This window comes from Marinobacter sp. DSM 26671 (genome assembly GCF_900112835.1).
Classification (GTDB): Bacteria; Pseudomonadota; Gammaproteobacteria; order Pseudomonadales; family Oleiphilaceae; genus Marinobacter; species Marinobacter flavimaris.
In genome coordinates this window covers 46442-66291 of the sequence record NZ_FONF01000019.1, presented here as the reverse complement: position 1 = coordinate 66291, position 19850 = coordinate 46442, and the positions used below count along the sequence as shown (strand labels likewise).

Below are 19850 nucleotides of genomic sequence, written 5' to 3'. Positions count from 1 at the left end.
GTCGGGTAATGTTCAGTGTTTAAAAGGTTAAGGAAAGCCGTTTATCCAGTGGTGGTTTTAACGCTGTTTATGATGGCTGCGTGCCCGGTTTCTGCAAAGATCTATAAATGGGTGGATGAAAACGGCCAGGTGCATTTCGGCGATCGGCAGGATCACCGGGTCGCGCAGGAAGTGGTCAATGTTAAGCCAGGTGCCTCTGAATGGTCGCGTTTTGAGATCGATATCAGAACTGTTGATGTTGAGCTGAGCGAAGCGGAACACCAGCAGATCGTTGAAGGCGTAAACAACGTCTATGAGTTCTTCGACCGGGTGATGTCTTTTGATATGCACCGGACGGTGCCGGTCAATATTCTGATTCTCAAAGACAGCGCGGCATACCGTAACTACCTCGTCCGTCGGAACAGGGGGATGGCTGTTGCCTCTTATGGGCTTTACATACCTTCCGAACACCAGATCGTCGTCTATGTTCGTAAAAACAGAAATCTCACCTTCAAAACCATCAAGCACGAAGTGAGTCATGCGGTTGTCGATACCATCGTTCCCTATGCGCCAGCCTGGCTGAACGAAGGGTTGGCAGAGCAGATGGAGACCATTGAGCGCGATGAATCCGGCTTGTATTTTGAGCGCCACCGTGAAAATCAGTGGGTGGTTGATCAGGCACTTGAACAGGGCCGTCTGGCGGGCATCGATCAGCTATTGAAGCTGCCAAGCAACAAGTGGCGACATTCTGATCTGTCGGGGCGCGGAAGCCTGCGGGCCCAGTCTGGCCAGTTCGTGTATTTCCTGATGTCCAAACCTACCCGAAGAAACTTTGTGGTGCGCCTGATGCACAACTTTAATCGGGGAGATCGCACCATCTCCTATTATCTGGTCAACGACAATTACATTGGTGGTGTAAGCATGCTGGCCCTCGACTGGCGGCGCTGGTTGCACGATCAGGGAGAGGGCGTCGTCAGGTTATAAGTTCGAAGCCGGCGACCAGACTTCCCCGTGCTGCATCACCCGAAAGTTCGTTTCGTTCAGCCCTTGTCGCTCCAGGGCGGCTCTTAGCCGTCGGGGTGGCTCGTCCATGGGCTCGTCGGTGAGCACGAACGTGCCCCAGTGCATCGCCACCGACTGTCGGGAACCGATATCCTGATGAATGCTCACCGCCTCTTCCGGGGCCACGTGCACCGGCGCCATGAACCAGCGCGGGTCGTAGGCCCCAATGGGCAGCAGCGCAGGTTGTCTCCGAAGCGCCGGTGTAACTGGCGCACGGTTTTTTCATCAAGGTGGTCGTAGTGGTTGTGGGAAATCAGCACCAAATCAATCGGCGGCATGTCTGCTACCGTCAGGGCCGGCGGTGTATAACGCTTCGGCCCGACCAGTTGAAAGGGGCTGGCGCGTTCCGACAGTACCGGGTCGGTGAGCACGTTCAGACCACGATACTGGAACAGGAACGAGGCGTGACCCAGCCAGACCAGTTGTGGTTCTTCGGGCGGACTCATCAGGGAATGCGTATCTGGCCGCAGCAGTGTGAAGCGTTTTCCCTTCGGGAAGTTGCGGCCCGGGGCCAGTTGCCAGCGCATAAAATCGCCAATGCCATGCCGGGGGACTGGCTCCAGGTTGCGGTACCTGCCCCGATAGAAATGCGGTTCCGCAGCGAGAGCGGCAAGGCGGTTACGGTCAACGGTCATGGATCGAACTCTCATTCTTGCCAGGGGCCAATGCCAGTAGCTCCTGCAACATGCTGTAGCTTAATCCCCAGATGCAGGCATCCTGGTAACGGCAACAGGGCATGTTGAGTGTGCCCAGGGGCGTGCGCCAGGAAAGTCGGCCCTGGTTCGCGTCTGCGCCGAGGTAGTCCATCGGCACCCAGACCGCTCGCTCGACTTCGTGATTCGTTGAGACCGACTTTGGTCCCCGCCACTCGAACACATAGGGGGTGACCACCATCGGGCGCCAGCGGCTGTGATGGCGGGTGACCAGATCGGAAAGCCGGGTGAGAAAGCGGCCGTGGCGCCTCAGATCCATGCCGGTTTCTTCCAGTGTTTCCCGCTCGGCAGCGGCGCGTGCAGATGCATCTTCAGGTTGCAGGCGGCCGCCCGGGAAAGCCATGTCGCCAGACCAGGGGTCACCCTCCCGACGGGCCCGCTGGATAAAGAGCAGCTCCTTGCCACCGTTTTCTGTGCTTCGAAAGATAAGGGCGACGGACGCTCGGGCGAATCGGCGCCGAAACGGTATCTTGTGGGGGCGCAAATGGCTTAGCCAGGATTTCGAGGTCAAGAAAGACTATCCTCTTTCATAAGCTCCCTCAGTTTGGCAAGTTGCGCCTCAACAACTCGCAGGCGAACTTCTGTTTGAGCGGGTGTTTCCCCCGGGGCGCCGGAAGTCAGTCGGTCGCGGTATTTCTCCTGTTTCTCCACCAGCCGCTCTTCAAGCCGCTTCAGTTCTTCAAGCTCCAGGGACTTACCCTTGTCATGGTCGCCCAGAATATCGTCAAGCTTCGCCACAAGATCCTTGAAACCCACTGTTCCGTCCTCTCTGTTTAAAGCTTAATCGGAATTCGTCATGGCATGACTTCTGCCCGCCCTGCGTCGCTCACCGACAGCTCCTCTGTGGTTCGAGCGGCTTCAACATCCATGGCAGTCAGGAGCTCGCGGGTTCCTGTCAGAATAGCATCGACGGTTTCGCTGGCGTAGGCAGAGTCGTTTAGCAGAGACGTAGCCATGGCGGCATCAATCCGTTTTGCACCCAGGAGTTTTGTGACACGACCGACCATCGATTCGCGGTCTACTCGTGCACGCACAGCGATCTCGTCGAGCTCCAGTATTGCTGCGCTGGCATCCTCAAACCGGCCTTCGTAAAAACGATGGGTCTCACGCAGTACCATCGCGACTCGCAGTCGAAGCTCGTTGTACTCTTTGCGAATCGTGGCGTTATCCGACGCCATATAAATTGTGAGATTCTTGCGTAGGTGTTTGACATGCTTGATGGCTTCGACCATCTCCGCGGCAGCATGCTGAAGACGATAAAGCGATTCGGTGGAGTTGGCCGGCGACTCCCGGGTCATTCGCCCGGAAATAAAGTCGAGAATGGCGTTGTACAGGCGTTTTACTCGCTGTCGGTAGATCAGGTCGATGTCGATATCGATGCGTTCCCGGGAATTGTTAATCATCGCTTCAAGGTCATCGCTCTGGCGAATATTTTCGCGGTGCAGGTGGAGACCATGGGCAAGGATAACGAAGGCTTGATCGAACAGGTGCCAGACCTCCCTGCGCACTGCCGCGTTTGCACTATCGGGTGAGTCCATCGCAGCCTGATTCAGGTACCGCGGCTGTGCGGCGACCTCTTCCTCTCGCTCTGGCAGCCAGCGCTCGAGTGCCCGTGCCATTCTCGATATCAGTGGCAGCATGATGGCAACACCAAGGCAGTTGAACAGGGTGTGGAATACGGCGAGCTTGACCGTGTAGTCATCGTCGGCGATCGACATGAGGGCTGACAGGGCATCCACTGACCAGCGCAGGGGCTCGATCAGCACCAGGGCAATCACCGCCGTTACCGCGTTGAACAGGAGATGGGCGCCTGCCAGACGCTTGCCAGTGATATTTGCACCCAGACCACCGATCAGAGCGGTGACGGTTGTACCAATATTTGCACCAATGGCCAGGGCCAGAGCGTTTTCGTAGGTAATCTGGCCCGTGGCCAGACCGGCCAGAGTCAGCGCCAGCGTCGCATGGCTGGATTGCATCACGACGGTCGCCAGAATTCCGAGGCCTGTGTAGACAAGAAGTCCTGAGATACCGTCCATTGCATACTCGCGCAGATCGACAGCCGACTGATAGCTTTCGAAGCCCGCCTTCATGAAATCGATACCGAGAAACAGAAACCCGAGCCCGGCGAGAATTGCACCGAAGGCTTTCCAGGCTCGTGGTTGCTGAAAATTCAGTACCACGCCAAAGACAAGCATCGGCAAGGCAAAGGCCGAAAGGCTCATTTTCATACCGATGGTGGCGAATAACCAGGCGCCGGTCGTGGTGCCAAGATTGGCGCCGAAGATAATGCCGATACCCGTGATCAGCGGAAGCAAGCCGGCGCTCAAAAACGAAATCGTGATCACCGATACCAGGGAACTGGACTGCATGATGGCGGTACTGACGATGCCAAAACCGAGGCTTTTCGGAATCGTATCGGTTGTACGACGCAGCACGCTCTCGAGAAAACCACCGGTAAACTGGCGAAACCCGTTCTCCAGCGAGAGCATGCCGAACAGAAAAATGGCAACGCCGGCGGCAATCTGTTTGAACTCTGGGCTCACCCATAGCGCAAGGGCGAGGATTCCGAGGATCAGAGCAAGAAAGAGTTGGCGATAGTTCACTGGGATTCAACGTCCCCTTTTATGAATTATTTGACTATCAGGTTGCACTGGAACCATTCCAGTGATCATCCTTTTGAATTGTAGGCTGTTAACTTTTTAAACGCGTACCCAAACCGTGAATCGAACTTTAATAACCCGGCATTCATCGCAAAAAGGCGAGCGATTGAAACCGTGCCTTGCGATGCGCACGACAGGAGGCCAGATGACGTTCGAGCATATCGTTCAGATAAACGACCTGACCAAGCCAGAGCTACCGGTTCTGACCCGATTCCAGGTGTGGGAGGGGCTGGTGCTCAGGGCCCGGCGCCCGGACAAGTTCCTCGTTGGTGTCGATGATTACGAGATTCTGGATCAGGGTCCGGCTTACCTGAAGCGTAGCCTCCAGCTGCCGGGACTGCATGTGGTCGATGAAGTCACTTTCTGGCACGAGGCGAGGATAGAGTACCGGACTCAGCCAACGGCCAACCTCCCGGCCGCAACACTTGTCATGGATATCGAAGAGCCCGAGCCGGCATCACTGTTTGTCCGTTTCCGGTATGAAACAGCGAGCATCGAGAACCGCGGTGATTCGATGCCCTATGACCAGTATCTTGAACAGGCCTATGTAGCCACAGACATTGAGACGATTCAGATCATTCGGCAGTTGGCCGAGACAGGGGTATTCCGATAAATCCCACTCGTTTGATGGAGTGGGAGCGTATCCTGTCCGTGAGCCCAAAGTTGAGGAGTAGCCATGTTTCGCATACATGTCGAACGAGTTCTCGAGAAGGATATTGAATCAGTCTTTGAAGCCATCTCCGACCACGCCCGCTATTCCCGGTTTCCCGGGGTTAGCAAGTCTTTACTGATTGAAGAGGGTAGAGATGAGAAAAATGGCATTGGCGCCCTGAGAATTGTCGGAGCGGGCCGGCTCGAGCTCACTGAGCGTATTACCCGGTTCGAGAGGCCAAACCGAATGCACTATCAAATTGAAAAATCGAGCCCGTTCACCGTTCAGCACACGAAGGGAGAGATTGTTTTAAAGCCAGAAGGCGAACAGACCCGGGTTACCTGGGTTTCTGAAGGGCACGTGCAAGTGCCGCTGCTGGGTGAGGTAATGGACCGATTGGCTGAGCGCAGCTTTTCCAGAGCCTTCAGCTCTTTGCTCAAGGCTATTGAGCGCCTCTAGAGCTTGAGCTGAGCCCACACTATTCATAACTCGACAAACCGTGGCACAACCATGAGCCCTACACCCACTGCCAGCATCTCCCAGGCGCTGCTGGCCAGGTAGGGATACAGGATCATGGCAATGCCGCAGTAGCGGGTGACGATGTTTTTCCTGCGCCGGCCATACATGAAATAGGCGAAACCGATGCAGCCGAACAGCAGCGACAGGAAGATGTCAGCGGTTTCCATGCGGTGAACTCCTCCGGTAAGTTTACCCGTATAGACTAATTGTAGAGCCTCAAAATAGGGAGCAAGTTGGTTATGAGAGTGTCTTTTTCAGTGAAAGCGGTGCTAATCCTGCTATCACTTGCGCTGGCACCGATAGTAGCGCACGCGAAGCCCGTGTGGATCGATGTCCGCACAGAGGCGGAACACCGGCAAAGCCACATAGATGGAGACCCGCTGATTCCGCATGACCAGATCGTTGCGGAGGTTACCGAGAGGTTCCCGGACAAAGACACCGAGATTAATCTTTATTGCCGCAGTGGCAACAGGGCAGGTAAAGCAAAATCGGCTCTGGAGCGTGCCGGTTATACAAATGTTGAGAACAAGGGGAGCCTGGCTGAGGCGCGTGAAGCGCGCAGTCTATAGGGAGCGAACAATTTTTAGCCACTTCAGGTATAATGGAAGGCTTACGATATTAATTAAGCCATCCCGACCTGGATATCACTATGAGCAAGAAACCCGAGAAAGTAACCCTGACTTCTGCTGCCATTGAAGAACAGACAGCCGCGTTTTTGAAAGCGGGCGGATCTGTGGAATACGTCGGCAAGGGCAAAAGCGGACAAGTATCCCCCACGGGTTCAAAGCAGATCAGCCTGAAAAAGTAACGCCCATCTCAGTGACGAGGATTGCTCTGATCGGGGGAGGACTCGTCATCTGAGGCGTTGTCATTCGATGTGAGGTAGTAGTCTTTCTCATCGAATGTTTTCACATCAGGATCTTCAATATAGTTTTTGCGTTTGCCCCGATACAGCCAGACGGCGATGATCGCGACAATTACTGCGAGCACAATTCATTTCATCGTTATCTCCTCCACAAGGTCGTCGTTCTTATATTGAGCACCTTGCAGAGTGACCAGTCAATGTAACTTGCACATACGCTTCAAAGAGGCTCGGATCGGCATTTGAGCAAAATGCCATTCGCGCCTTTACTTGATGTACGGACAGCAAAGGTGTCGTGCAGATCATGATGGAATCATTCGGTGCAGATTTGATTGAGCAGCTCCGTCGAAATCTTGGCGATGCCTTTCAGGCAGTGTCAGGCGAGAATCTCGACTGGGGGGCGTTGCTGGTACAGGTACTTGGCCAGCTGCTGGTCTCTGTAATCTACCTTGGCGTCTTCCTGGGCGTTTATCTGATTCTGATCGCTGCCATCAGGCTGGGTCTTGGTGAGCGGCGAACCAAAACCCCTCTTTACATCCAGATGCGCAGCGGCCTGCGCTATCTGGCCGGGTTGGGTGCGCTGATAGTTATTCTTGCGCAATTCGGGGTTTCTCCTGAGGTTCTCAAGGCGATGGCGAGGGCAGGTTTCATGGTCCTCGGTTTCTACGTGGTCTGGGTAGTTTTCCGGCGTCTGATCAAGGAAGGCACTTCACGCTATCGAATGGATCCTTCCATCCGGCAACTGGTCGAGAATCTGTTTGCGGTTATCGCCGCAACCCTTGCGGTGGTGACGGTGCTTGCCCAGTTCGGTTTCGATGTGGTGTCGATTATCGCCGGTCTGGGCATCGTCGGTATTGCCGTTGGTTTTGCAGCGCAATCCACTCTCTCCAATTTCATTGCGGGAATCACCCTGCTCATTGAAAGGCCTTTTCGAATCGGTGATTGGGTCACCATCAACGGACAGGAAGGCAAAGTGGTGAAGATTGCCTTGCGAACCACCTGGCTGCGAACCCGGGATAATATCTTCACGATGATTCCAAACGACAGTGTTGCCTCCACGGATATCATCAATTACAGCGCAGAGGGCGTGACACGCCTGAATATTCCCGTGGGGATTGCTTACAAGGAATCTGCGAAGGCGGCGAGGGAAGTGCTGATGCCGGTTTTGCTGGCACATCCCGAAGTTTTGCAGGGCGCTGGCATGGAGCCCCGTGTTTTGCTCAAAAGCCTCGGTGATTCGTCAGTGAACCTCGAAGTCAAAGTGTGGATAACGCCGGATAACCTGGATGTTCGGCCCAGAATCATGGCCGATATTCTCGAGCAGATGAAAGAAGCCCTGGATGCCGCCGGTATAGAGATTCCCTTCCCGCATCTGCAGCTGTTCATTGACGATGCAAAAGGATTGAAGCCGGTTCTCGAACCTTTCTACAGGCTACGGGGATAAAACGGAAAATCCTTGCAGGCAGCCCTTCGGATGCTTGCATCTTGTGACTCCTGATCCTTTCGCAATCGTCTTGATAGTGGAGGGACAGGCTCGCTTCCTGGCCTGTAAGGGTCTAAATTGTTGTGTATGGAAACTAATTTCCGCGTCTGGCTGGGACACTCTGGTCTGACGCATCGGGTTGTTGCCAATGCCCTTTGCGTTATTTCGAATATAAAGGGGTAACTTATGGCGATCACACCGAAATCCAAAATGTCGCAGGAAGTGCTGGCCTGGCGCGATCCCTCCATGGACTCGGTTCTGGGAACGGAAACACCCAAGGACCCAAACAAGGGCTATATTGCTCTTCTTGGCTGGAGTATTAATGCGATCAAGGCGGCTCAGAAGTTCGATCGCCGCTATATCGTGGTTGCCCCGGATTGGGCTGCCGATTTTTGCACGGCCAACAATATTCCCTTCATCCCCTGGGATTTTGTTCGCCTGAACGATCGGTCAATGGAAATCGCTGAAAAGCTGAAAGCCGAAGGGGTGGATGTCGCAATCCCATTGTTCGAGGAAACGGTGGAATGGTTAGGCGCGATCAACTCTGTTCTGTTGAATAATCCGCGTATGTACGGCCAATCCATTTTGTTCCGGGACAAGGCGCTGATGAAACGTCGGGCCCAGCTTGGTGGTATTCGCGTCGGGATTTTCGAAGAAGCCCACGAAAAAGATGACATCATTCGCTTCATGAAGCGGGTTAACCAGACTCTGCTTAAACTGGATGGTGACCCGGACGATCCGATTCACGTGAAGGCCTTCGATAAAGCCGGCTGCCTGGGTCACCGCATGATCCGCACGCTGGAAGAAATCGATACGATTCCGGACGAGGAATACCCCCTGCTCATGGAAAGTCACCTGAGTGGCTGGGAATTCGCTGTTGAGGCCTGGATCCACGATGGCAAAATCAGGTTTCTGAATATCTCAGAGTACGTCACCCTGGGTTACTCGGTGTTTGTTCCTGCCACGAAGGAACTTGAAAGCTGGCGCGAAGCAATCACCAAGCAGATCGAATTGCTGGTCAAAACATTTGATATTCAGTTCGGTCTGATCCATCCGGAGTACTTCGTAACCAGCGACGGCACCATGTACTTTGGCGAAGTTGCGTACCGTCCACCCGGGTTCAAGGCCTTCGAATTGATTGAACGCGCGTATGGATTCAATGCCTACCAGGCTTCCATGCTGGTGTTTGATCCCAAGAGCACCAAGGAAGAGGTCGATGCCTTCTTCCCCCGCGAAGTGGTCGATGCCAAAGGTTATGCCGGTTGCTTCGGTGTTTATCCGAGACGCCGAGTAGTGAGCAAGCTGGAAATGCCCAAAGAGTGCATTGAGCATCCTTACTTTGAGTCGCACGAGTTGGTGGCCCCTGCCGAGGAAACAGTTCCGGACCGATCCGCTTTTGGTACTCACTGGGGGCTTGTGTTCTTCTTCGGTGACGACCCGATCAAGATGCGGGATCTTCTGAAATCCCAGGAGGAGCTGGACTTCTACGTCTAGGAACGACAGGAGCCGGCTGATACCCGGCTCCTGATAGTCCGACACAGCTTCTCCGGGGCGTTACCAGTTCTCTGAGAAAGGCCGCGCATCGAGCTCGAAAGTCCAGGCTGAGCGTGGCTGGTTGTGTAGCTGCCAATAGATTTCCGCGAGGTCGTCGGGCTCGATAATGCCGTCCTCGCCCTTGCTCGCATAGAGGTCCGGCAAAAATTCTGCCGTGGCTTCATTGCGGATGAGGCCATCCACCACCACGTGAGCGACGTGAATCCCTTGCGGGCCTAATTCCCTTGCCGTGCTTTGCGCCAGGGCGCGCAGTGCATGCTTGCCGCCGGCAAAGGCCGCAAAGCCGCGTCCGCCGCGGAGGCTGGCGGAGGCGCCGGTAAAGAGGAGTGTGCCTTCATTGCGTTGCAGCATTTTCTTTGCGACCTCGCGCCCGACCAGAAACCCGGCCAGTGCGCACATCTCCCAGACTTTCCGGTAGACCCGGGTGCTGGTCTCGCAGATATCGTATCGAACGTTTCCGCCCACGTTGAAGACGGCCACCCGTATTGGGCCATGCTCTGACTCAACGCGCTCAACCAGCTCAATGACCTGGTCTTCGTCCCTTGCATCGGAGTGGATGGCTGTCGCGCTCGAGCCGAGAGCCCGAATTTCCGAGCTGAGAAGATCAAGATCCCCGCGCCTGCGGGTGACCACAAGGTGGAAGCCTTCCTTTGCAAAGCGCCGGGCGATGGCAGAACCTAGGTGGTCGCCGGCCCCGATGATTAGAGCAACTGGTTTTTCTGTTGTTGTCATTTTGCCACCTGTAGTGAGGCCTTTATCCGTGGGTTCGAATCGTATCGGCGATCTTTTCAGCAATCATGATCGTCGGGGCGTTGGTGTTACCACCAATCAAAGTCGGCATGACTGAAGCGTCGACCACCCGCAAACCCTCAAGTCCGTGAACCTTGAGGCTGGAGTCAACCACGGCCAGATCATCTATGCCCATCTTGCAGGTGCCTACCGGGTGATAGATCGTATCCGCGCGGGCGCGAATGTGGCGTTCCCATTCCTCATCGCTCATGCCGTCGTGAACGCCGAACATTTCGGATTGTCGGTACGGCGAGAGTGCAGGCCCTTCGAGAATCTCCCGGGTGATTTTTGCGCCTTTGATAGTCAGATTCAGGTCGTCTGGATCGGACAGATAGTTGGGGTCGATGCCGGGATCGGTCATTGGGTCGGCGCTGAGCAGAAAAACACGCCCTCGGGATTTCGGCCGCAGGTTGCAGACGTGGCAACTGAAGCCGTGTCCCCAATGCAGTTTACGGGCGTGATCCTCCACGATGGAGACGACGAAGTGCAGCTGCAGGTCTGGCTTGTCCTGCTCCGGGTCAGACTTCAGGAATGCAGCCCCCTCTGCAAAGGGCGAGGCAATCATACCCGTCCCATCCGTTCGCCATTGGAGGGAATGGCGAAGCATGTTTTTCATGCCCGTTAAACTGAAGCCAAAGTTATCGGTATCCCCGGACTTGTAGGCCAGAATGAAATCCAGATGATCCTGCAGATTTCGGCCGACACCCGGCAGTTCGTGAATCATGGGAATACCGTGCGGGAGGATGTCGTCGGGATTTCCCACTCCGGATAGCTGTAGTAACTGCGGTGAACCGAAGGCACCGGCGGATAGGATGACTTCGCGGTTTGCTGAGGCCGAGAGCGATCGGCCCTTGAGTCGATACTCAACGCCGGAAGCACGTTTTCCGTTAAAAAGAATTCGGGTCGCACGGGCACCGGTCACAACCTTTAGGTTGTTGCGCTGTTCCATGATCGGATACAAATACGCCGCAGCGGTGGAGCAGCGTTCACCATTGCGTTCGGTGTCATGAAACTGGGTAACTTCATAGAGGCCAACGCCCTCGTTGTCGCCGGTATTGAAATCGTCGCTTGCGGGATAGCCGTGCTCTTTAGCCGCATCGATAAAGGCTTCGGAAATGGGCCTTGGTGATCGCTGTTTGCAAACATGCAGTGGGCCATCGGCCCCGTGGTATTCGCTGGCTCCACCTTCATGGCATTCCGCTTTGCGGAAGTAGGGCAAAACATCGTCCCATCCCCATCCGTCGCAACCCAGCTCGGCCCATCCATCATAATCCGCCCTGTGTCCACGCACATAAAGCATTGCGTTGATCAGGCTGGAACCACCCAGCCCACGGCCTCTGGGTTGGAATCCTCGACGCCCAGCCAGTTCGGGCTGCTGCTCTGTATTGAGCGCCCAGTTATTGATCTTGCCATGGCCGGGCATGATTGCGACTACACCAGCTGGCGCGCGGGTCAACAAGTGATCGCCCTTGCCACCTGCCTCCAGGAGACAGACGCTGACATCAGGGTCCTCACTCAATCGCGCCGCCATCACGGCGCCAGCCGATCCGCCACCTACAATGATGTAATCAAAAATCATACGGTCCCCGGTTCCTGTTTTTGTTTTGGGTGTACGCTTTCCTGAGCCAGAAAAGGCAGCAGTCAACGAGATGCAGGATCAAGGTTAGACCATGGCCTGGCCGAGCGCCTCTTGGCAGATGGACAGACTGCTAAGAGCGTAGGATGCCGAACTGATCGTGATTCCCGGTGCCGGGCATGCTGCAAATCTTTCGCACCCGGATCCGGTTAATCAGGCATTGGATAATTTCTTGAAGCGACTGTAGGCCGCGGATTCATTCCGCGGCATCCGCTTCTTGCTTGGTTTCATGCTCGGTTCCCGGGGCGTGCTCTGGTGGGCAGTAGGTTGTGTAAAGCTTGAGCATGCCGTTTCCGGTGTTACGGAAGTTGTGAAAGGTACCCGAGGGCACGATGCTGACGTCGCCCGCCTTTACAGGTACCTTCGTTTCGCCGATTGTCGCTTCTCCCTCGCCCGAGACGAAATAAAGCAGTTGATCATGTCCCTCGTGAACTTCGCCGCCAATCTCGCCGCCTTCGGGAATGGCCATCAGAACGAGTTGCGTATGATCTCCGGTCCATAATACCTGCCGGAACTCTTCGTTGCTTTTCGCCATTTCCACAACGGGTAGCGTGGTTCTGCGAACTTCTTTCATTCCAGTATCTCCATCCGTGAATTCAGTATTTGATACTCCTTTTAGCCTCAATCAGATCGCCGGTCTTCAGGCGAAGTCGTAATCACCGCCTTTCTCGAGCGCCCTCTGATAAGCCGGTCGGGCATGAACGCGTTTGACCCATCCGCTGATGTGAGGCCGGTTCCTGCCGACGATGCCCCTGGCTACGGAAGCCTCGAGCGGGAAGCTCATCTGGATGTCCGCCGCGCTCAGTTTGTCCCCCAGGAACCAGGTGTTCTTCGCCAGATGGCTTTCCACGAAATCCAGGTGGGTCTTGATCATCGGGCCGATAAACATCTCGTTGGTTTTGTCCGAAATGCCTTTGGCGACAGGTTTAACAAAGAACGGCATCGGGCTGGTTTTTACCTTTTCGAAGACAAGGCGCAACACCAGAGGCGGCATCAATGAGCCTTCGGCGTAGTGCAACCAATAGGTGTAGTCGAGCCAGGCTTGCCCCCCGCTCTCCGGGAGCATGGTGTCTTTGCCGTAGGTGTGCGCCAGGTATTCAATGATGGCACCGGATTCGGCCACCACCAGATCGCCGTCTGTGATCACCGGGGATTTTCCAAGCGGGTGCACCTTTTTCAGGCTTTCGGGGGCCAGCATGGTCTTGGGATCTCGCTGGTAATGCTTGATCTCGTAGGGAACACCCAGTTCTTCCAGCATCCAGAGAACGCGCTGTGAGCGGGAATTGTTGAGGTGGTGAACTGTAATCATGCGCAAGCTCCGTTCGCATTGAAAAATGGTCGGGTGTGAAGAGTAGTCTGCAAAGAGCGTTTTGGTTCACCGCTGGCGGTGATTAAGTGGCTAATTACGATTGCGCACCGCAAAGCCGTGGCGCCTGAGCTCCTTCAGAATCTCGGGCACCTTGAAGGGCATCAACGTTCGCGTTGTTTTCAGAAGACTGATGGCAACATGCATCCTTTTGTACCAGAGTACCTGGCGGATCTTCTTCTTCATCGGGTGATAGCCTTCCCGATAAAGCTCGTCAACGCGGTCGGCGTTATTGGTAAGGCTGTAGTCGCTCAGGTCCAGAGGGACCGATATGTCGGCATGCTTCAGTTGCTTGCGGGTGTTGAAATCGATGCCAATGTTGATGGCGTTGGAAATGACATCGAAGGTGTTGTCCGGCTTCGGATAACGGCTGACATGGCTGAGATCAACGGCCACCGTAATACCAGCACCCATTTTGGCCAATGGCGAAATGGGGACGTTTTCCACCAGCCCCCCGTCCACCAGAATCCGCCCATCGATTTCAACAGGTACAAACAGGCCGGGAACCGCCATTGAGGCGCACACGACATCCGCCAGATTGCCTTCCCGGAAGATCAGCTGTTCACCGGTTTCGATATCCGTGGCACAGATGGCCAGCGGAATCTCGGCGTCCTCGATCCGGACATCGCCCAGATCGCGGTGAATCATCTCCCGAATGGCGTTGGTGCTGAACAGCCCTCCGCGCTCAAAGGTAAAGTTGATGATTTTGGAGAGGTTCAGCGTTGAGCAAATGCTGAGGATGGATTCCGCCGGGCGGCCGAAAGCGTAATAGCTCGCGATAAGCGCGCCGGCGCTCGTGCCCGAAATGCAATGAATCTTGATTTGCTCTTCTTCAAACGCTTTCAGCACACCAATGTGCGCAATGCCTTTGGCAGCGCCGCCTCCCAGAGCCAGACCGATGCGGGTGTTAAAGGGGTTGAGTTTCATCAGCGGGAACCTTCAGGCGTTGCGAGGATTCGTAGCGCACAAGTCTAACAGAGTTGGAAATTTTAATTCTTAGAGTTCAAAATATTGGGGTGGCACTTAGAGAGGTAAACTTTCCAACCGACTGCCGGGTTATGCAGTCATAGGAGTCCTCACATTGGGTGACGTCATTTCAGACGATTATCAGACCGACTACGTAGCCGGTCAGGATAATATCGAGAAGTTCGGCTTCGATATCCACAACATCGTATTTCCGTTAACCGCAATCCTGATTGTTGCCTTTGTTGTCGGAACACTTATTTTCCCCGCAGGTGCAAAGGAGTTGCTCGATAGCGCCAAGAATGGTGCGATCGCTGTGTTCGATTGGGGCTTTCTTCTCAGCGCAAACCTGTTTGTTGTTTTCTGTCTGGCCCTTATTTTCATGCCGGTGGGCAAGATTCGGATTGGCGGGCTTGATGCCAAGCCAGAGTTCTCTCTGCTGTCCTGGTTTGCCATGTTGTTCGCAGCTGGTATGGGTACCGGGCTTATGTTCTGGTCGGTTGCCGAGCCGGTGGCCTATTACACCGACTGGTATGGAACGCCCCTGGGTGTTGAGCCAAACACTGCTGAGGGTGCCCGGCTTGCGATGGGCGCAACGATGTACCACTGGGGTCTGCATCCATGGGCAATCTACGCGATTGTCGGGCTCTCGCTGTCGTTTTTTGCCTTTAATAAAGGCCTGCCGCTAACCATTCGCTCTGCCTTTTTTCCAATTCTGGGAGACAAGGTGTGGGGGTGGCCCGGCAATGTTATCGACACTGTGTCGGTACTGGCGACCATCTTTGGTCTTGCAACCTCGCTCGGGTTTGGCGCCCAGCAAGCGGCATCCGGTATTTCCTACCTGTTTGATATTGAGGGAGGCCTGAATATTCAGGTCGGCGTGATCGCCGGCGTTACGGCTGTTGCTACCCTCTCCGTGATTCGGGGGATCCATGGTGGTGTCCGGATTCTCAGTAACGCGAACATGATCATGGCCGGGCTGCTGCTTCTGTTTGTAATATTTGCCGGCCCCACACTCGCCGTGTTCCAGTGGCTCTGGGATACGTCGGTCTCCTACGCGTCCAATATGTTCTCGCTCAGTAATCCCTTTGGCCGCGAGGAAGACACCACCTGGTTCCATGGTTGGACGGTCTTCTACTGGGCCTGGTGGATTTCCTGGTCACCGTTCGTAGGTATGTTTATCGCGCGGGTCTCCCATGGTCGCACGGTGCGTGAGTTCGTCACGGCGGTTCTGATCATCCCGACCATCATTACTCTGTTCTGGATGAGCGCATTCGGAGGCGGGGTGCTTCTGTTCGTTGGCGGTGAACAAGCCCTCAACGCTCTGCAAGCTGGCGCCCTGAGTGTCGGGCTGCCGTTTACGCTGGTGCTGTTGGTGATGACCTACAGCCTGTTCAAAGGCCTTCATCATGAACGCCGCTTGCTGATTGCCGAAGGCAAGATGGTGTAACCCCAGGCTGATATCAGGTGACGCTGGAAGGGCCCCCCATTGAGGGGCCTTTTTTGAGCGAGAGTATCCGGTCAGGACGGGTAGAATTGCCGGATGGCCGTCAGCAGCATGTCGACATCCTCACGGCTGACATCCTGGTGGGTCACAAAGCGGATCGGGTCGCCGGCCGTAATCAGGATGCCCTGTTCGGCCAGGTAGTCTTTCAGCTGTGACGCCCCGCCTGCCTTGCACCTTGCGTAAACGATGTTGGTCTGGGTACTGGCCGGGTTGACCTCAAGTTCCGGAATCTTTGCCAGGCCGTTGCTCAGGTATTCGGCGTTTTCATGGTCCTCGAGCAGTCGAAGCGGCCCCCTTTCGAGCGCGATACGTCCCGCGGCGGCCAGAATGCCGGCCTGGCGCATGCCGCCCCCCACCATTTTGCGCAGCCGGGTGGCCCGCTTGATGAATGATTCCGACCCCAGCAGCAGCGATCCAACCGGTGCGCCCAGGCCTTTGGACAGACACACGCTGACGGAATCGTAGTGCCGGGTTATTTCGGTGACATCGCAGTTTGATTTTACGGCGGCATTGAAGACACGGGCGCCGTCCAGGTGCAGAAGAAGCCCGTGTTCGTCGCAGAACGCACGGGCCTGCGCCTGGTACTCAAGGGGCAGTACTTTGCCTCCGATGGTGTTCTCAAGGGAGAGCAGACGGGTGACGGCAAAATGAAAATCGTCCGCCTTGATCGCGGCCCGGGCTTTTTCCAGATCAATGCTCCCGTCCGGCTCGTTCTCGATCGGTTGGGGCTGGACACTGCCCAGCACCGCGGCGCCTCCGCCCTCATACTTGTAATTGTGAGCGGACTGGCCACAGAGATACTCATCGCCACGGCCACAATGACTCATGATGGCAAGCAGGTTGGCCTGGGTGCCTGTGGCAGTAAAAAGGGCCGCTTCGAAGCCGAGCCTCTGGGCGGCGTAGGCCTGCAGGCTGTTAACCGTAGGGTCGTCGCCATAGACATCGTCTCCCACCTCGGCGCTGGCCATGGCTTCGCGCATCTCGGGGGTGGGGCGGGTCACAGTATCGCTGCGGAAATCAATCATTGTTCCTGGCGCCTTTTTCTTTCCTCGGATGCCTGCATTCTACAGTGCAGCAGGAATCATGGAATTCCCACCCTTTGCATTATTCCCGATTCGTCCCCATAAACCAGAACAAAGCCAAACAACAGGAGATCAGCAATGACGGCACCAACCCTTAAGGAACAACTGTACAGCGCGGTAAAAGAAGCAATGCGGAACAAGGATAAAACCCGCCTGGTTACTTTGCGCATGGCCCAGTCTGCCGTGAAGCAGATCGAGATTGATGAACGCCGCGAGCTCAATGACGAGGATGTTCTCAAGGTGCTGGACAAGATGCTCAAACAGCGCCGCGACGCGGCCAGTCAATACGACGAAGCCGGCCGCGAGGAACTGGGCGATAAAGAGCGAGCGGAAATGGTGATCATTGAAGAGTTCATGCCGGCGGCTCTCAGCGAGGATGATCTTGACGGGTTGATTCGGATGGCCATCAGTTCAACGGATGCCCAGGGCATGCAGGACATGGGTAAGGTGATGAATGAACTGAAGCCCCAGGTACTTGGCCGCGTTGAGATGGGGCATTTGAGCAAGAAAGTGCGGGCCGCGCTGGCGGGTTGATCCAGTTAACCATTTCTATCGCATAAAACGGGGCGACGCGTCGTTCAGAAAATCGTCGCGCGGAAATGCCTCGGAAGGTATTTCTGTTCAAATTCGAAGGAAAAAGGAAAGCGTTATGTCTATCGAACAAGTGCTCTATCGTGCCCATGCAGAAGCAACCGGTGGTCGTGACGGCCGTGCAATTTCGTCAGACGGCATTCTTGATGTAGAGCTGGCAACCCCGAAAGAAATGGGCGGTGCCGGCGGCAAGGGGACCAACCCGGAGCAACTTTTTGCTGCAGGCTATTCCGCATGCTTTATCGGCGCCATGAAATTTGTGGCCGGTCGCGACAAGCTCAAGATGCCGGAGGATGCTTCCATTGAAGGCGTGGTTGGCATCGGCCAGATCCCCAATGGGTTTGGCATTGAAGTGGAATTGCGCATCAGCCTTCCGGGTATGGACGATGCGGAGGCCAAGCAGCTGATCGATGAAGCGCACAAGGTTTGCCCATATTCCAACGCGACCCGTGGCAACATCGACGTAACACTCAACCGGGTAGGCTGATACCCGGTTTGGATCCGGTCTCGGAACCTGGATCTACCAATCGAGCCTGAGGCTTGCCAGCAGGGCATCCCCAAGGCTCAGATCCTCGGTGCCCGTGTTCAGGTCCTTGTATTGGACACGGGTAGCCAGACTGGCTCCTATGCCAAGAACGATGGTTGGCCAGGATTGTCCCCCCTGGTGCAGCCGATAAGTCAGTTGGGTTCTCCACTCGCGTAAATAGAGCGCGCTTTCTACTTCCCTGTCCTTGTCCATCGTGGCCCAACGGTCCCCGTTTCGTTCCACCCGGAACGCCCAAACCTGCCCCGGGCTCTGCCACTGCATCAGAACAGGCAGGTCTACCAGCCAATGGCCGTGTGCGTTGCTTTGTTCCCAGCGTGCTCTGGGGAGCCAACTGAAAGAGCCAAACCTGTGAATTGCGCGATCTATGCCCTACTATTTTAGCGTCAGTTTTTTCAGCCGCCGTGATTTTCAGGAGCCTATGTCCGATAAAGAGCTACGCACCCGATCCGACAAACAGGCGATCGACCAGTTTATCAATGAGGTTCGCACGTTGCCCAAGCAGGGTGGCGGGCAGGGGCGGCTGATTTTCGCGCTGGACGCGACTGCAAGCCGGGAAGCTACCTGGGACCAGGCCTGCCATCTGCAGAGCGAACTGTTCATAGCAACCCGGGATCTGGGTGGCCTGGCCATTCAGCTCTGCTACTACCGTGGCTTCGGTGAGTTCAAGGCCACGGGTTTTGTGACCGAAACCGGGCAGTTGCTGAATCTGATGAACGGCGTTTCCTGCCTCGGTGGGCGCACCCAGATCAGCCGGGTATTGGCCCATGCGGTGAAAGAGACCCGTGCAAAGCCCGTCAAAGCTGTGGTGTTTATCGGTGACTGTTGCGAGGAACCGGTGGACGAACTCTGTCACACCGCCGGGGAACTGGGAATGCTGCGCACACCGGTGTTCATGTTTCACGAGGGCAATGATGCCCATGCAAGGGCGGTATTCCAGCAGGTGAGCAAGCTTTCAGGGGGCGCATACGCACCCTTTGACCGTAACAGTCCTCAGGTGCTCAAGGATCTTATGGCGGCAGTTGCGGTCTATGCTTCCGGGGGAGCCAAGGCTCTGCAGGATTTTTCCAGCAGTAGTTCCCCGGAAGTGAAACGCCTGACCAGACAGATCCGGTAGTGTTTGTGAGAATCCATTGATGGGCCGTTGTGCCCGGGGTATTTGAGTGCCTTTAACGCTTGTTGCCATCGTTGTCGCGGTTGTGGCCTGGGTGTGGTTGCGCAATCAGCCTGCCAGTCAGCGCAATGCCGCCATTCTCAAGCTGGCCCTGCTGGCCGGTATCGGCATCGTCGTCTTGCTGGCTGTAACCGGGCGACTGCATTTTGTCTTCGCCGGTTTGGCCTTTCTCTATCCTCTGTTGCGTCGCCTGCTGCCATCTCTATTGCGTGGCGGGCTCGGTCGCGTGGCTGGCGGTGCCGGACCCAAGTCGGGCAACCAGTCCCATGTTTCCAGCGATATTCTGGAAATGACTCTGGACCACGACTCGGGAATCATGAGCGGCAAGATCATCAAGGGCCCGATGGAAGGGAGAGAACTGGCGGAGCTAAGCGAAAGCGATTTCCTCGAGCTATTGCGCTATTGCCGCGGCCAGGACGAGGATTCTGCCCGGCTACTTGAAACTTACCTGGATCGCCGGTTCGGAGACTCCTGGCGAGCAGACGATGAGGCGGCCTCTGAAAGCGATCCGTCGGGCGGCAGTGGCAATACGAGCGGCCCGCTTACCGAGAGCGAAGCGCTGGACATTCTGGGGCTCGAGCCCGGAGCCAGTCGGGAAGAGATCATCAAAGCCCATCGGAGGATGATGCAAAAACTTCACCCGGACCATGGTGGCAGCAATTACCTGGCGGCGCGCATCAATGAGGCCAAGGAGTGTCTTCTGGGCTGAGTTGC

At 55.7% G+C, this 19850-nt stretch carries 26 protein-coding genes; 12 read left to right on the top strand and 14 right to left on the bottom strand.

The annotated features are described in order from the left end of the window. Nucleotides 1-48: 48 nt before the first annotated feature. Nucleotides 49-963 (top strand): DUF4124 domain-containing protein, encoded by a 915-nt coding sequence (locus tag BM035_RS17595; protein WP_092033397.1) that lies wholly within the window; start codon nt 49-51, stop codon nt 961-963. On the opposite strand, the gene BM035_RS23000 is transcribed toward BM035_RS17595, so the two are convergent. Genes BM035_RS23000 through BM035_RS17575 form a run of 5 tightly spaced genes read right to left on the bottom strand, consistent with a single transcriptional unit; the run spans nt 958 to nt 4357 of the window. After that, complete coding sequence (locus tag BM035_RS23000) at nt 958-1182, bottom strand: MBL fold metallo-hydrolase (RefSeq protein WP_254775530.1); 225 nt, start codon at nt 1180-1182, stop codon at nt 958-960. The genes BM035_RS17595 and BM035_RS23000 overlap by 6 nt on opposite strands. Next, nucleotides 1146-1676 (bottom strand): MBL fold metallo-hydrolase, encoded by a 531-nt coding sequence (locus BM035_RS17590; protein WP_254775529.1) that lies wholly within the window; start codon nt 1674-1676, stop codon nt 1146-1148. Before BM035_RS17590 ends, BM035_RS23000 begins: the two co-directional genes overlap by 37 nt. Beyond that, nucleotides 1666-2265 (bottom strand): NUDIX hydrolase, encoded by a 600-nt coding sequence (locus BM035_RS17585; RefSeq protein WP_092033395.1) that lies wholly within the window; start codon nt 2263-2265, stop codon nt 1666-1668. The genes BM035_RS17590 and BM035_RS17585 overlap by 11 nt, the downstream gene beginning before the upstream one ends. Continuing rightward, nucleotides 2262-2492 (bottom strand): hypothetical protein, encoded by a 231-nt coding sequence (locus tag BM035_RS17580; protein WP_254775528.1) that lies wholly within the window; start codon nt 2490-2492, stop codon nt 2262-2264. Before BM035_RS17580 ends, BM035_RS17585 begins: the two co-directional genes overlap by 4 nt. Before the next feature lie 56 nt (nt 2493-2548). Beyond that, nucleotides 2549-4357 (bottom strand): Na/Pi cotransporter family protein, encoded by a 1809-nt coding sequence (locus tag BM035_RS17575; RefSeq protein WP_092033390.1) that lies wholly within the window; start codon nt 4355-4357, stop codon nt 2549-2551. 202 nt (nt 4358-4559) lie between these two features. Here BM035_RS17575 and BM035_RS17570 point away from each other — a divergent pair, with 202 nt between their 5' ends. Then, nucleotides 4560-5027: an AtaL-like protein gene (locus BM035_RS17570; RefSeq protein WP_167450398.1), complete on the top strand. Its 468-nt coding sequence runs from the start codon at nt 4560-4562 to the stop codon at nt 5025-5027. 63 nt (nt 5028-5090) lie between these two features. Continuing rightward, nucleotides 5091-5525, top strand: coding sequence for an SRPBCC family protein (locus tag BM035_RS17565; protein WP_092033385.1), 435 nt, complete (start codon nt 5091-5093; stop codon nt 5523-5525). Nucleotides 5526-5548: 23 nt separating this feature from the next. Here BM035_RS17565 and BM035_RS17560 read toward each other — a convergent pair whose 3' ends face one another. Further along, entirely contained in the window at nt 5549-5752 is a 204-nt protein-coding gene (locus BM035_RS17560) for a hypothetical protein (RefSeq protein ID WP_008172460.1), read from the bottom strand. Nucleotides 5753-5824: 72 nt separating this feature from the next. On the opposite strand from BM035_RS17560, the gene BM035_RS17555 reads away from it, so the two are divergent. Together BM035_RS17555 and BM035_RS22665 are read left to right on the top strand one after the other, a co-directional pair. Next, nucleotides 5825-6154, top strand: a complete 330-nt coding sequence (locus tag BM035_RS17555; protein WP_008172458.1) for a rhodanese-like domain-containing protein — start codon at nt 5825-5827, stop codon at nt 6152-6154. 80 nt (nt 6155-6234) lie between these two features. Next, a complete protein-coding gene (locus BM035_RS22665; protein WP_008172456.1) occupies nt 6235-6393 on the top strand; it encodes a hypothetical protein in 159 nt (52 codons plus the stop codon). Between the two features lie 8 nt (nt 6394-6401). On the opposite strand, the gene BM035_RS17550 is transcribed toward BM035_RS22665, so the two are convergent. After that, on the bottom strand, nt 6402-6575 hold the full coding sequence (locus BM035_RS17550) for a hypothetical protein (protein WP_008172455.1): 174 nt from the start codon (nt 6573-6575) through the stop codon (nt 6402-6404). A 176-nt stretch (nt 6576-6751) separates the two neighbouring features. Here BM035_RS17550 and BM035_RS17545 point away from each other — a divergent pair, with 176 nt between their 5' ends. After that, complete coding sequence (locus tag BM035_RS17545; RefSeq protein ID WP_008172454.1) at nt 6752-7891, top strand: mechanosensitive ion channel family protein; 1140 nt, start codon at nt 6752-6754, stop codon at nt 7889-7891. Between the two features lie 225 nt (nt 7892-8116). Then, nucleotides 8117-9424, top strand: a complete 1308-nt coding sequence (locus BM035_RS17540; RefSeq protein WP_092033382.1) for a carboxylate--amine ligase — start codon at nt 8117-8119, stop codon at nt 9422-9424. Between the two features lie 60 nt (nt 9425-9484). Here BM035_RS17540 and BM035_RS17535 read toward each other — a convergent pair whose 3' ends face one another. The 5 genes from BM035_RS17535 to BM035_RS17515 form a co-directional block, all read right to left on the bottom strand. Further along, a complete protein-coding gene (locus tag BM035_RS17535) occupies nt 9485-10216 on the bottom strand; it encodes an SDR family oxidoreductase (RefSeq protein WP_053112856.1) in 732 nt (243 codons plus the stop codon). Between the two features lie 22 nt (nt 10217-10238). Continuing rightward, the gene (locus BM035_RS17530) at nt 10239-11852 is read right to left on the bottom strand and encodes a GMC family oxidoreductase (protein WP_092033380.1); all 1614 of its coding nucleotides are present in this window, start codon (nt 11850-11852) and stop codon (nt 10239-10241) included. Nucleotides 11853-12105: 253 nt separating this feature from the next. Further along, a complete protein-coding gene (locus tag BM035_RS17525) occupies nt 12106-12483 on the bottom strand; it encodes a cupin domain-containing protein (RefSeq protein WP_008172447.1) in 378 nt (125 codons plus the stop codon). A 66-nt stretch (nt 12484-12549) separates the two neighbouring features. Beyond that, entirely contained in the window at nt 12550-13218 is a 669-nt protein-coding gene (locus tag BM035_RS17520; RefSeq protein ID WP_008172445.1) for a glutathione S-transferase family protein, read from the bottom strand. Nucleotides 13219-13308: 90 nt separating this feature from the next. Next, the gene (locus tag BM035_RS17515; RefSeq protein WP_008172443.1) at nt 13309-14202 is read right to left on the bottom strand and encodes a patatin-like phospholipase family protein; all 894 of its coding nucleotides are present in this window, start codon (nt 14200-14202) and stop codon (nt 13309-13311) included. A gap of 154 nt (nt 14203-14356) precedes the next feature. Between BM035_RS17515 and BM035_RS17510 the strand changes: the two genes are divergently transcribed. Further along, nucleotides 14357-15688 (top strand): BCCT family transporter, encoded by a 1332-nt coding sequence (locus BM035_RS17510; RefSeq protein WP_092033377.1) that lies wholly within the window; start codon nt 14357-14359, stop codon nt 15686-15688. 71 nt (nt 15689-15759) lie between these two features. On the opposite strand, the gene ltaE is transcribed toward BM035_RS17510, so the two are convergent. Then, on the bottom strand, nt 15760-16770 hold the full coding sequence (gene ltaE / locus BM035_RS17505) for a low-specificity L-threonine aldolase (RefSeq protein WP_008172440.1): 1011 nt from the start codon (nt 16768-16770) through the stop codon (nt 15760-15762). A gap of 135 nt (nt 16771-16905) precedes the next feature. Here ltaE and BM035_RS17500 point away from each other — a divergent pair, with 135 nt between their 5' ends. Beyond that, a complete protein-coding gene (locus BM035_RS17500) occupies nt 16906-17361 on the top strand; it encodes a GatB/YqeY domain-containing protein (protein WP_008172437.1) in 456 nt (151 codons plus the stop codon). Between the two features lie 115 nt (nt 17362-17476). Next, complete coding sequence (locus tag BM035_RS17495; RefSeq protein WP_008172436.1) at nt 17477-17905, top strand: organic hydroperoxide resistance protein; 429 nt, start codon at nt 17477-17479, stop codon at nt 17903-17905. A gap of 33 nt (nt 17906-17938) precedes the next feature. Here BM035_RS17495 and BM035_RS17490 read toward each other — a convergent pair whose 3' ends face one another. Further along, nucleotides 17939-18226 carry a hypothetical protein gene (locus tag BM035_RS17490; RefSeq protein WP_092033374.1) on the bottom strand — a complete coding sequence of 96 codons (288 nt, stop codon included), beginning with the start codon at nt 18224-18226 and terminating at the stop codon, nt 17939-17941. A gap of 157 nt (nt 18227-18383) precedes the next feature. On the opposite strand from BM035_RS17490, the gene BM035_RS17485 reads away from it, so the two are divergent. Then, the gene (locus tag BM035_RS17485) at nt 18384-19079 is read left to right on the top strand and encodes a hypothetical protein (protein WP_092033371.1); all 696 of its coding nucleotides are present in this window, start codon (nt 18384-18386) and stop codon (nt 19077-19079) included. A gap of 46 nt (nt 19080-19125) precedes the next feature. Next, the gene (locus BM035_RS17480; protein WP_008172429.1) at nt 19126-19845 is read left to right on the top strand and encodes a DnaJ domain-containing protein; all 720 of its coding nucleotides are present in this window, start codon (nt 19126-19128) and stop codon (nt 19843-19845) included. The last annotated feature ends 5 nt before the right edge of the window (nt 19846-19850 follow it).

What these genes read in the sequence shown, in the direction of transcription:
- BM035_RS23000 (WP_254775530.1), bottom strand. Translation starts at nt 1,182, where the DNA reads ATGGCGCCGGTGCACGTGGCCCCGGAAGAGGCGGTGAGCATTCATCAG.
- BM035_RS17590 (WP_254775529.1), bottom strand. Translation starts at nt 1,676, where the DNA reads ATGACCGTTGACCGTAACCGCCTTGCCGCTCTCGCTGCGGAACCGCAT.
- BM035_RS17570 (WP_167450398.1), top strand. Translation starts at nt 4,560, where the DNA reads ATGACGTTCGAGCATATCGTTCAGATAAACGACCTGACCAAGCCAGAG.
- BM035_RS17565 (WP_092033385.1), top strand. Translation starts at nt 5,091, where the DNA reads ATGTTTCGCATACATGTCGAACGAGTTCTCGAGAAGGATATTGAATCA.
- BM035_RS17560 (WP_008172460.1), bottom strand. Translation starts at nt 5,752, where the DNA reads ATGGAAACCGCTGACATCTTCCTGTCGCTGCTGTTCGGCTGCATCGGT.
- BM035_RS17555 (WP_008172458.1), top strand. Translation starts at nt 5,825, where the DNA reads ATGAGAGTGTCTTTTTCAGTGAAAGCGGTGCTAATCCTGCTATCACTT.
- BM035_RS22665 (WP_008172456.1), top strand. Translation starts at nt 6,235, where the DNA reads ATGAGCAAGAAACCCGAGAAAGTAACCCTGACTTCTGCTGCCATTGAA.
- BM035_RS17545 (WP_008172454.1), top strand. Translation starts at nt 6,752, where the DNA reads ATGATGGAATCATTCGGTGCAGATTTGATTGAGCAGCTCCGTCGAAAT.
- BM035_RS17540 (WP_092033382.1), top strand. Translation starts at nt 8,117, where the DNA reads ATGGCGATCACACCGAAATCCAAAATGTCGCAGGAAGTGCTGGCCTGG.
- BM035_RS17535 (WP_053112856.1), bottom strand. Translation starts at nt 10,216, where the DNA reads ATGACAACAACAGAAAAACCAGTTGCTCTAATCATCGGGGCCGGCGAC.
- BM035_RS17530 (WP_092033380.1), bottom strand. Translation starts at nt 11,852, where the DNA reads ATGATTTTTGATTACATCATTGTAGGTGGCGGATCGGCTGGCGCCGTG.
- BM035_RS17525 (WP_008172447.1), bottom strand. Translation starts at nt 12,483, where the DNA reads ATGAAAGAAGTTCGCAGAACCACGCTACCCGTTGTGGAAATGGCGAAA.
- BM035_RS17520 (WP_008172445.1), bottom strand. Translation starts at nt 13,218, where the DNA reads ATGATTACAGTTCACCACCTCAACAATTCCCGCTCACAGCGCGTTCTC.
- BM035_RS17515 (WP_008172443.1), bottom strand. Translation starts at nt 14,202, where the DNA reads ATGAAACTCAACCCCTTTAACACCCGCATCGGTCTGGCTCTGGGAGGC.
- ltaE (WP_008172440.1), bottom strand. Translation starts at nt 16,770, where the DNA reads ATGATTGATTTCCGCAGCGATACTGTGACCCGCCCCACCCCCGAGATG.
- BM035_RS17500 (WP_008172437.1), top strand. Translation starts at nt 16,906, where the DNA reads ATGACGGCACCAACCCTTAAGGAACAACTGTACAGCGCGGTAAAAGAA.
- BM035_RS17495 (WP_008172436.1), top strand. Translation starts at nt 17,477, where the DNA reads ATGTCTATCGAACAAGTGCTCTATCGTGCCCATGCAGAAGCAACCGGT.
- BM035_RS17490 (WP_092033374.1), bottom strand. Translation starts at nt 18,226, where the DNA reads ATGCAGTGGCAGAGCCCGGGGCAGGTTTGGGCGTTCCGGGTGGAACGA.
- BM035_RS17485 (WP_092033371.1), top strand. Translation starts at nt 18,384, where the DNA reads ATGTCCGATAAAGAGCTACGCACCCGATCCGACAAACAGGCGATCGAC.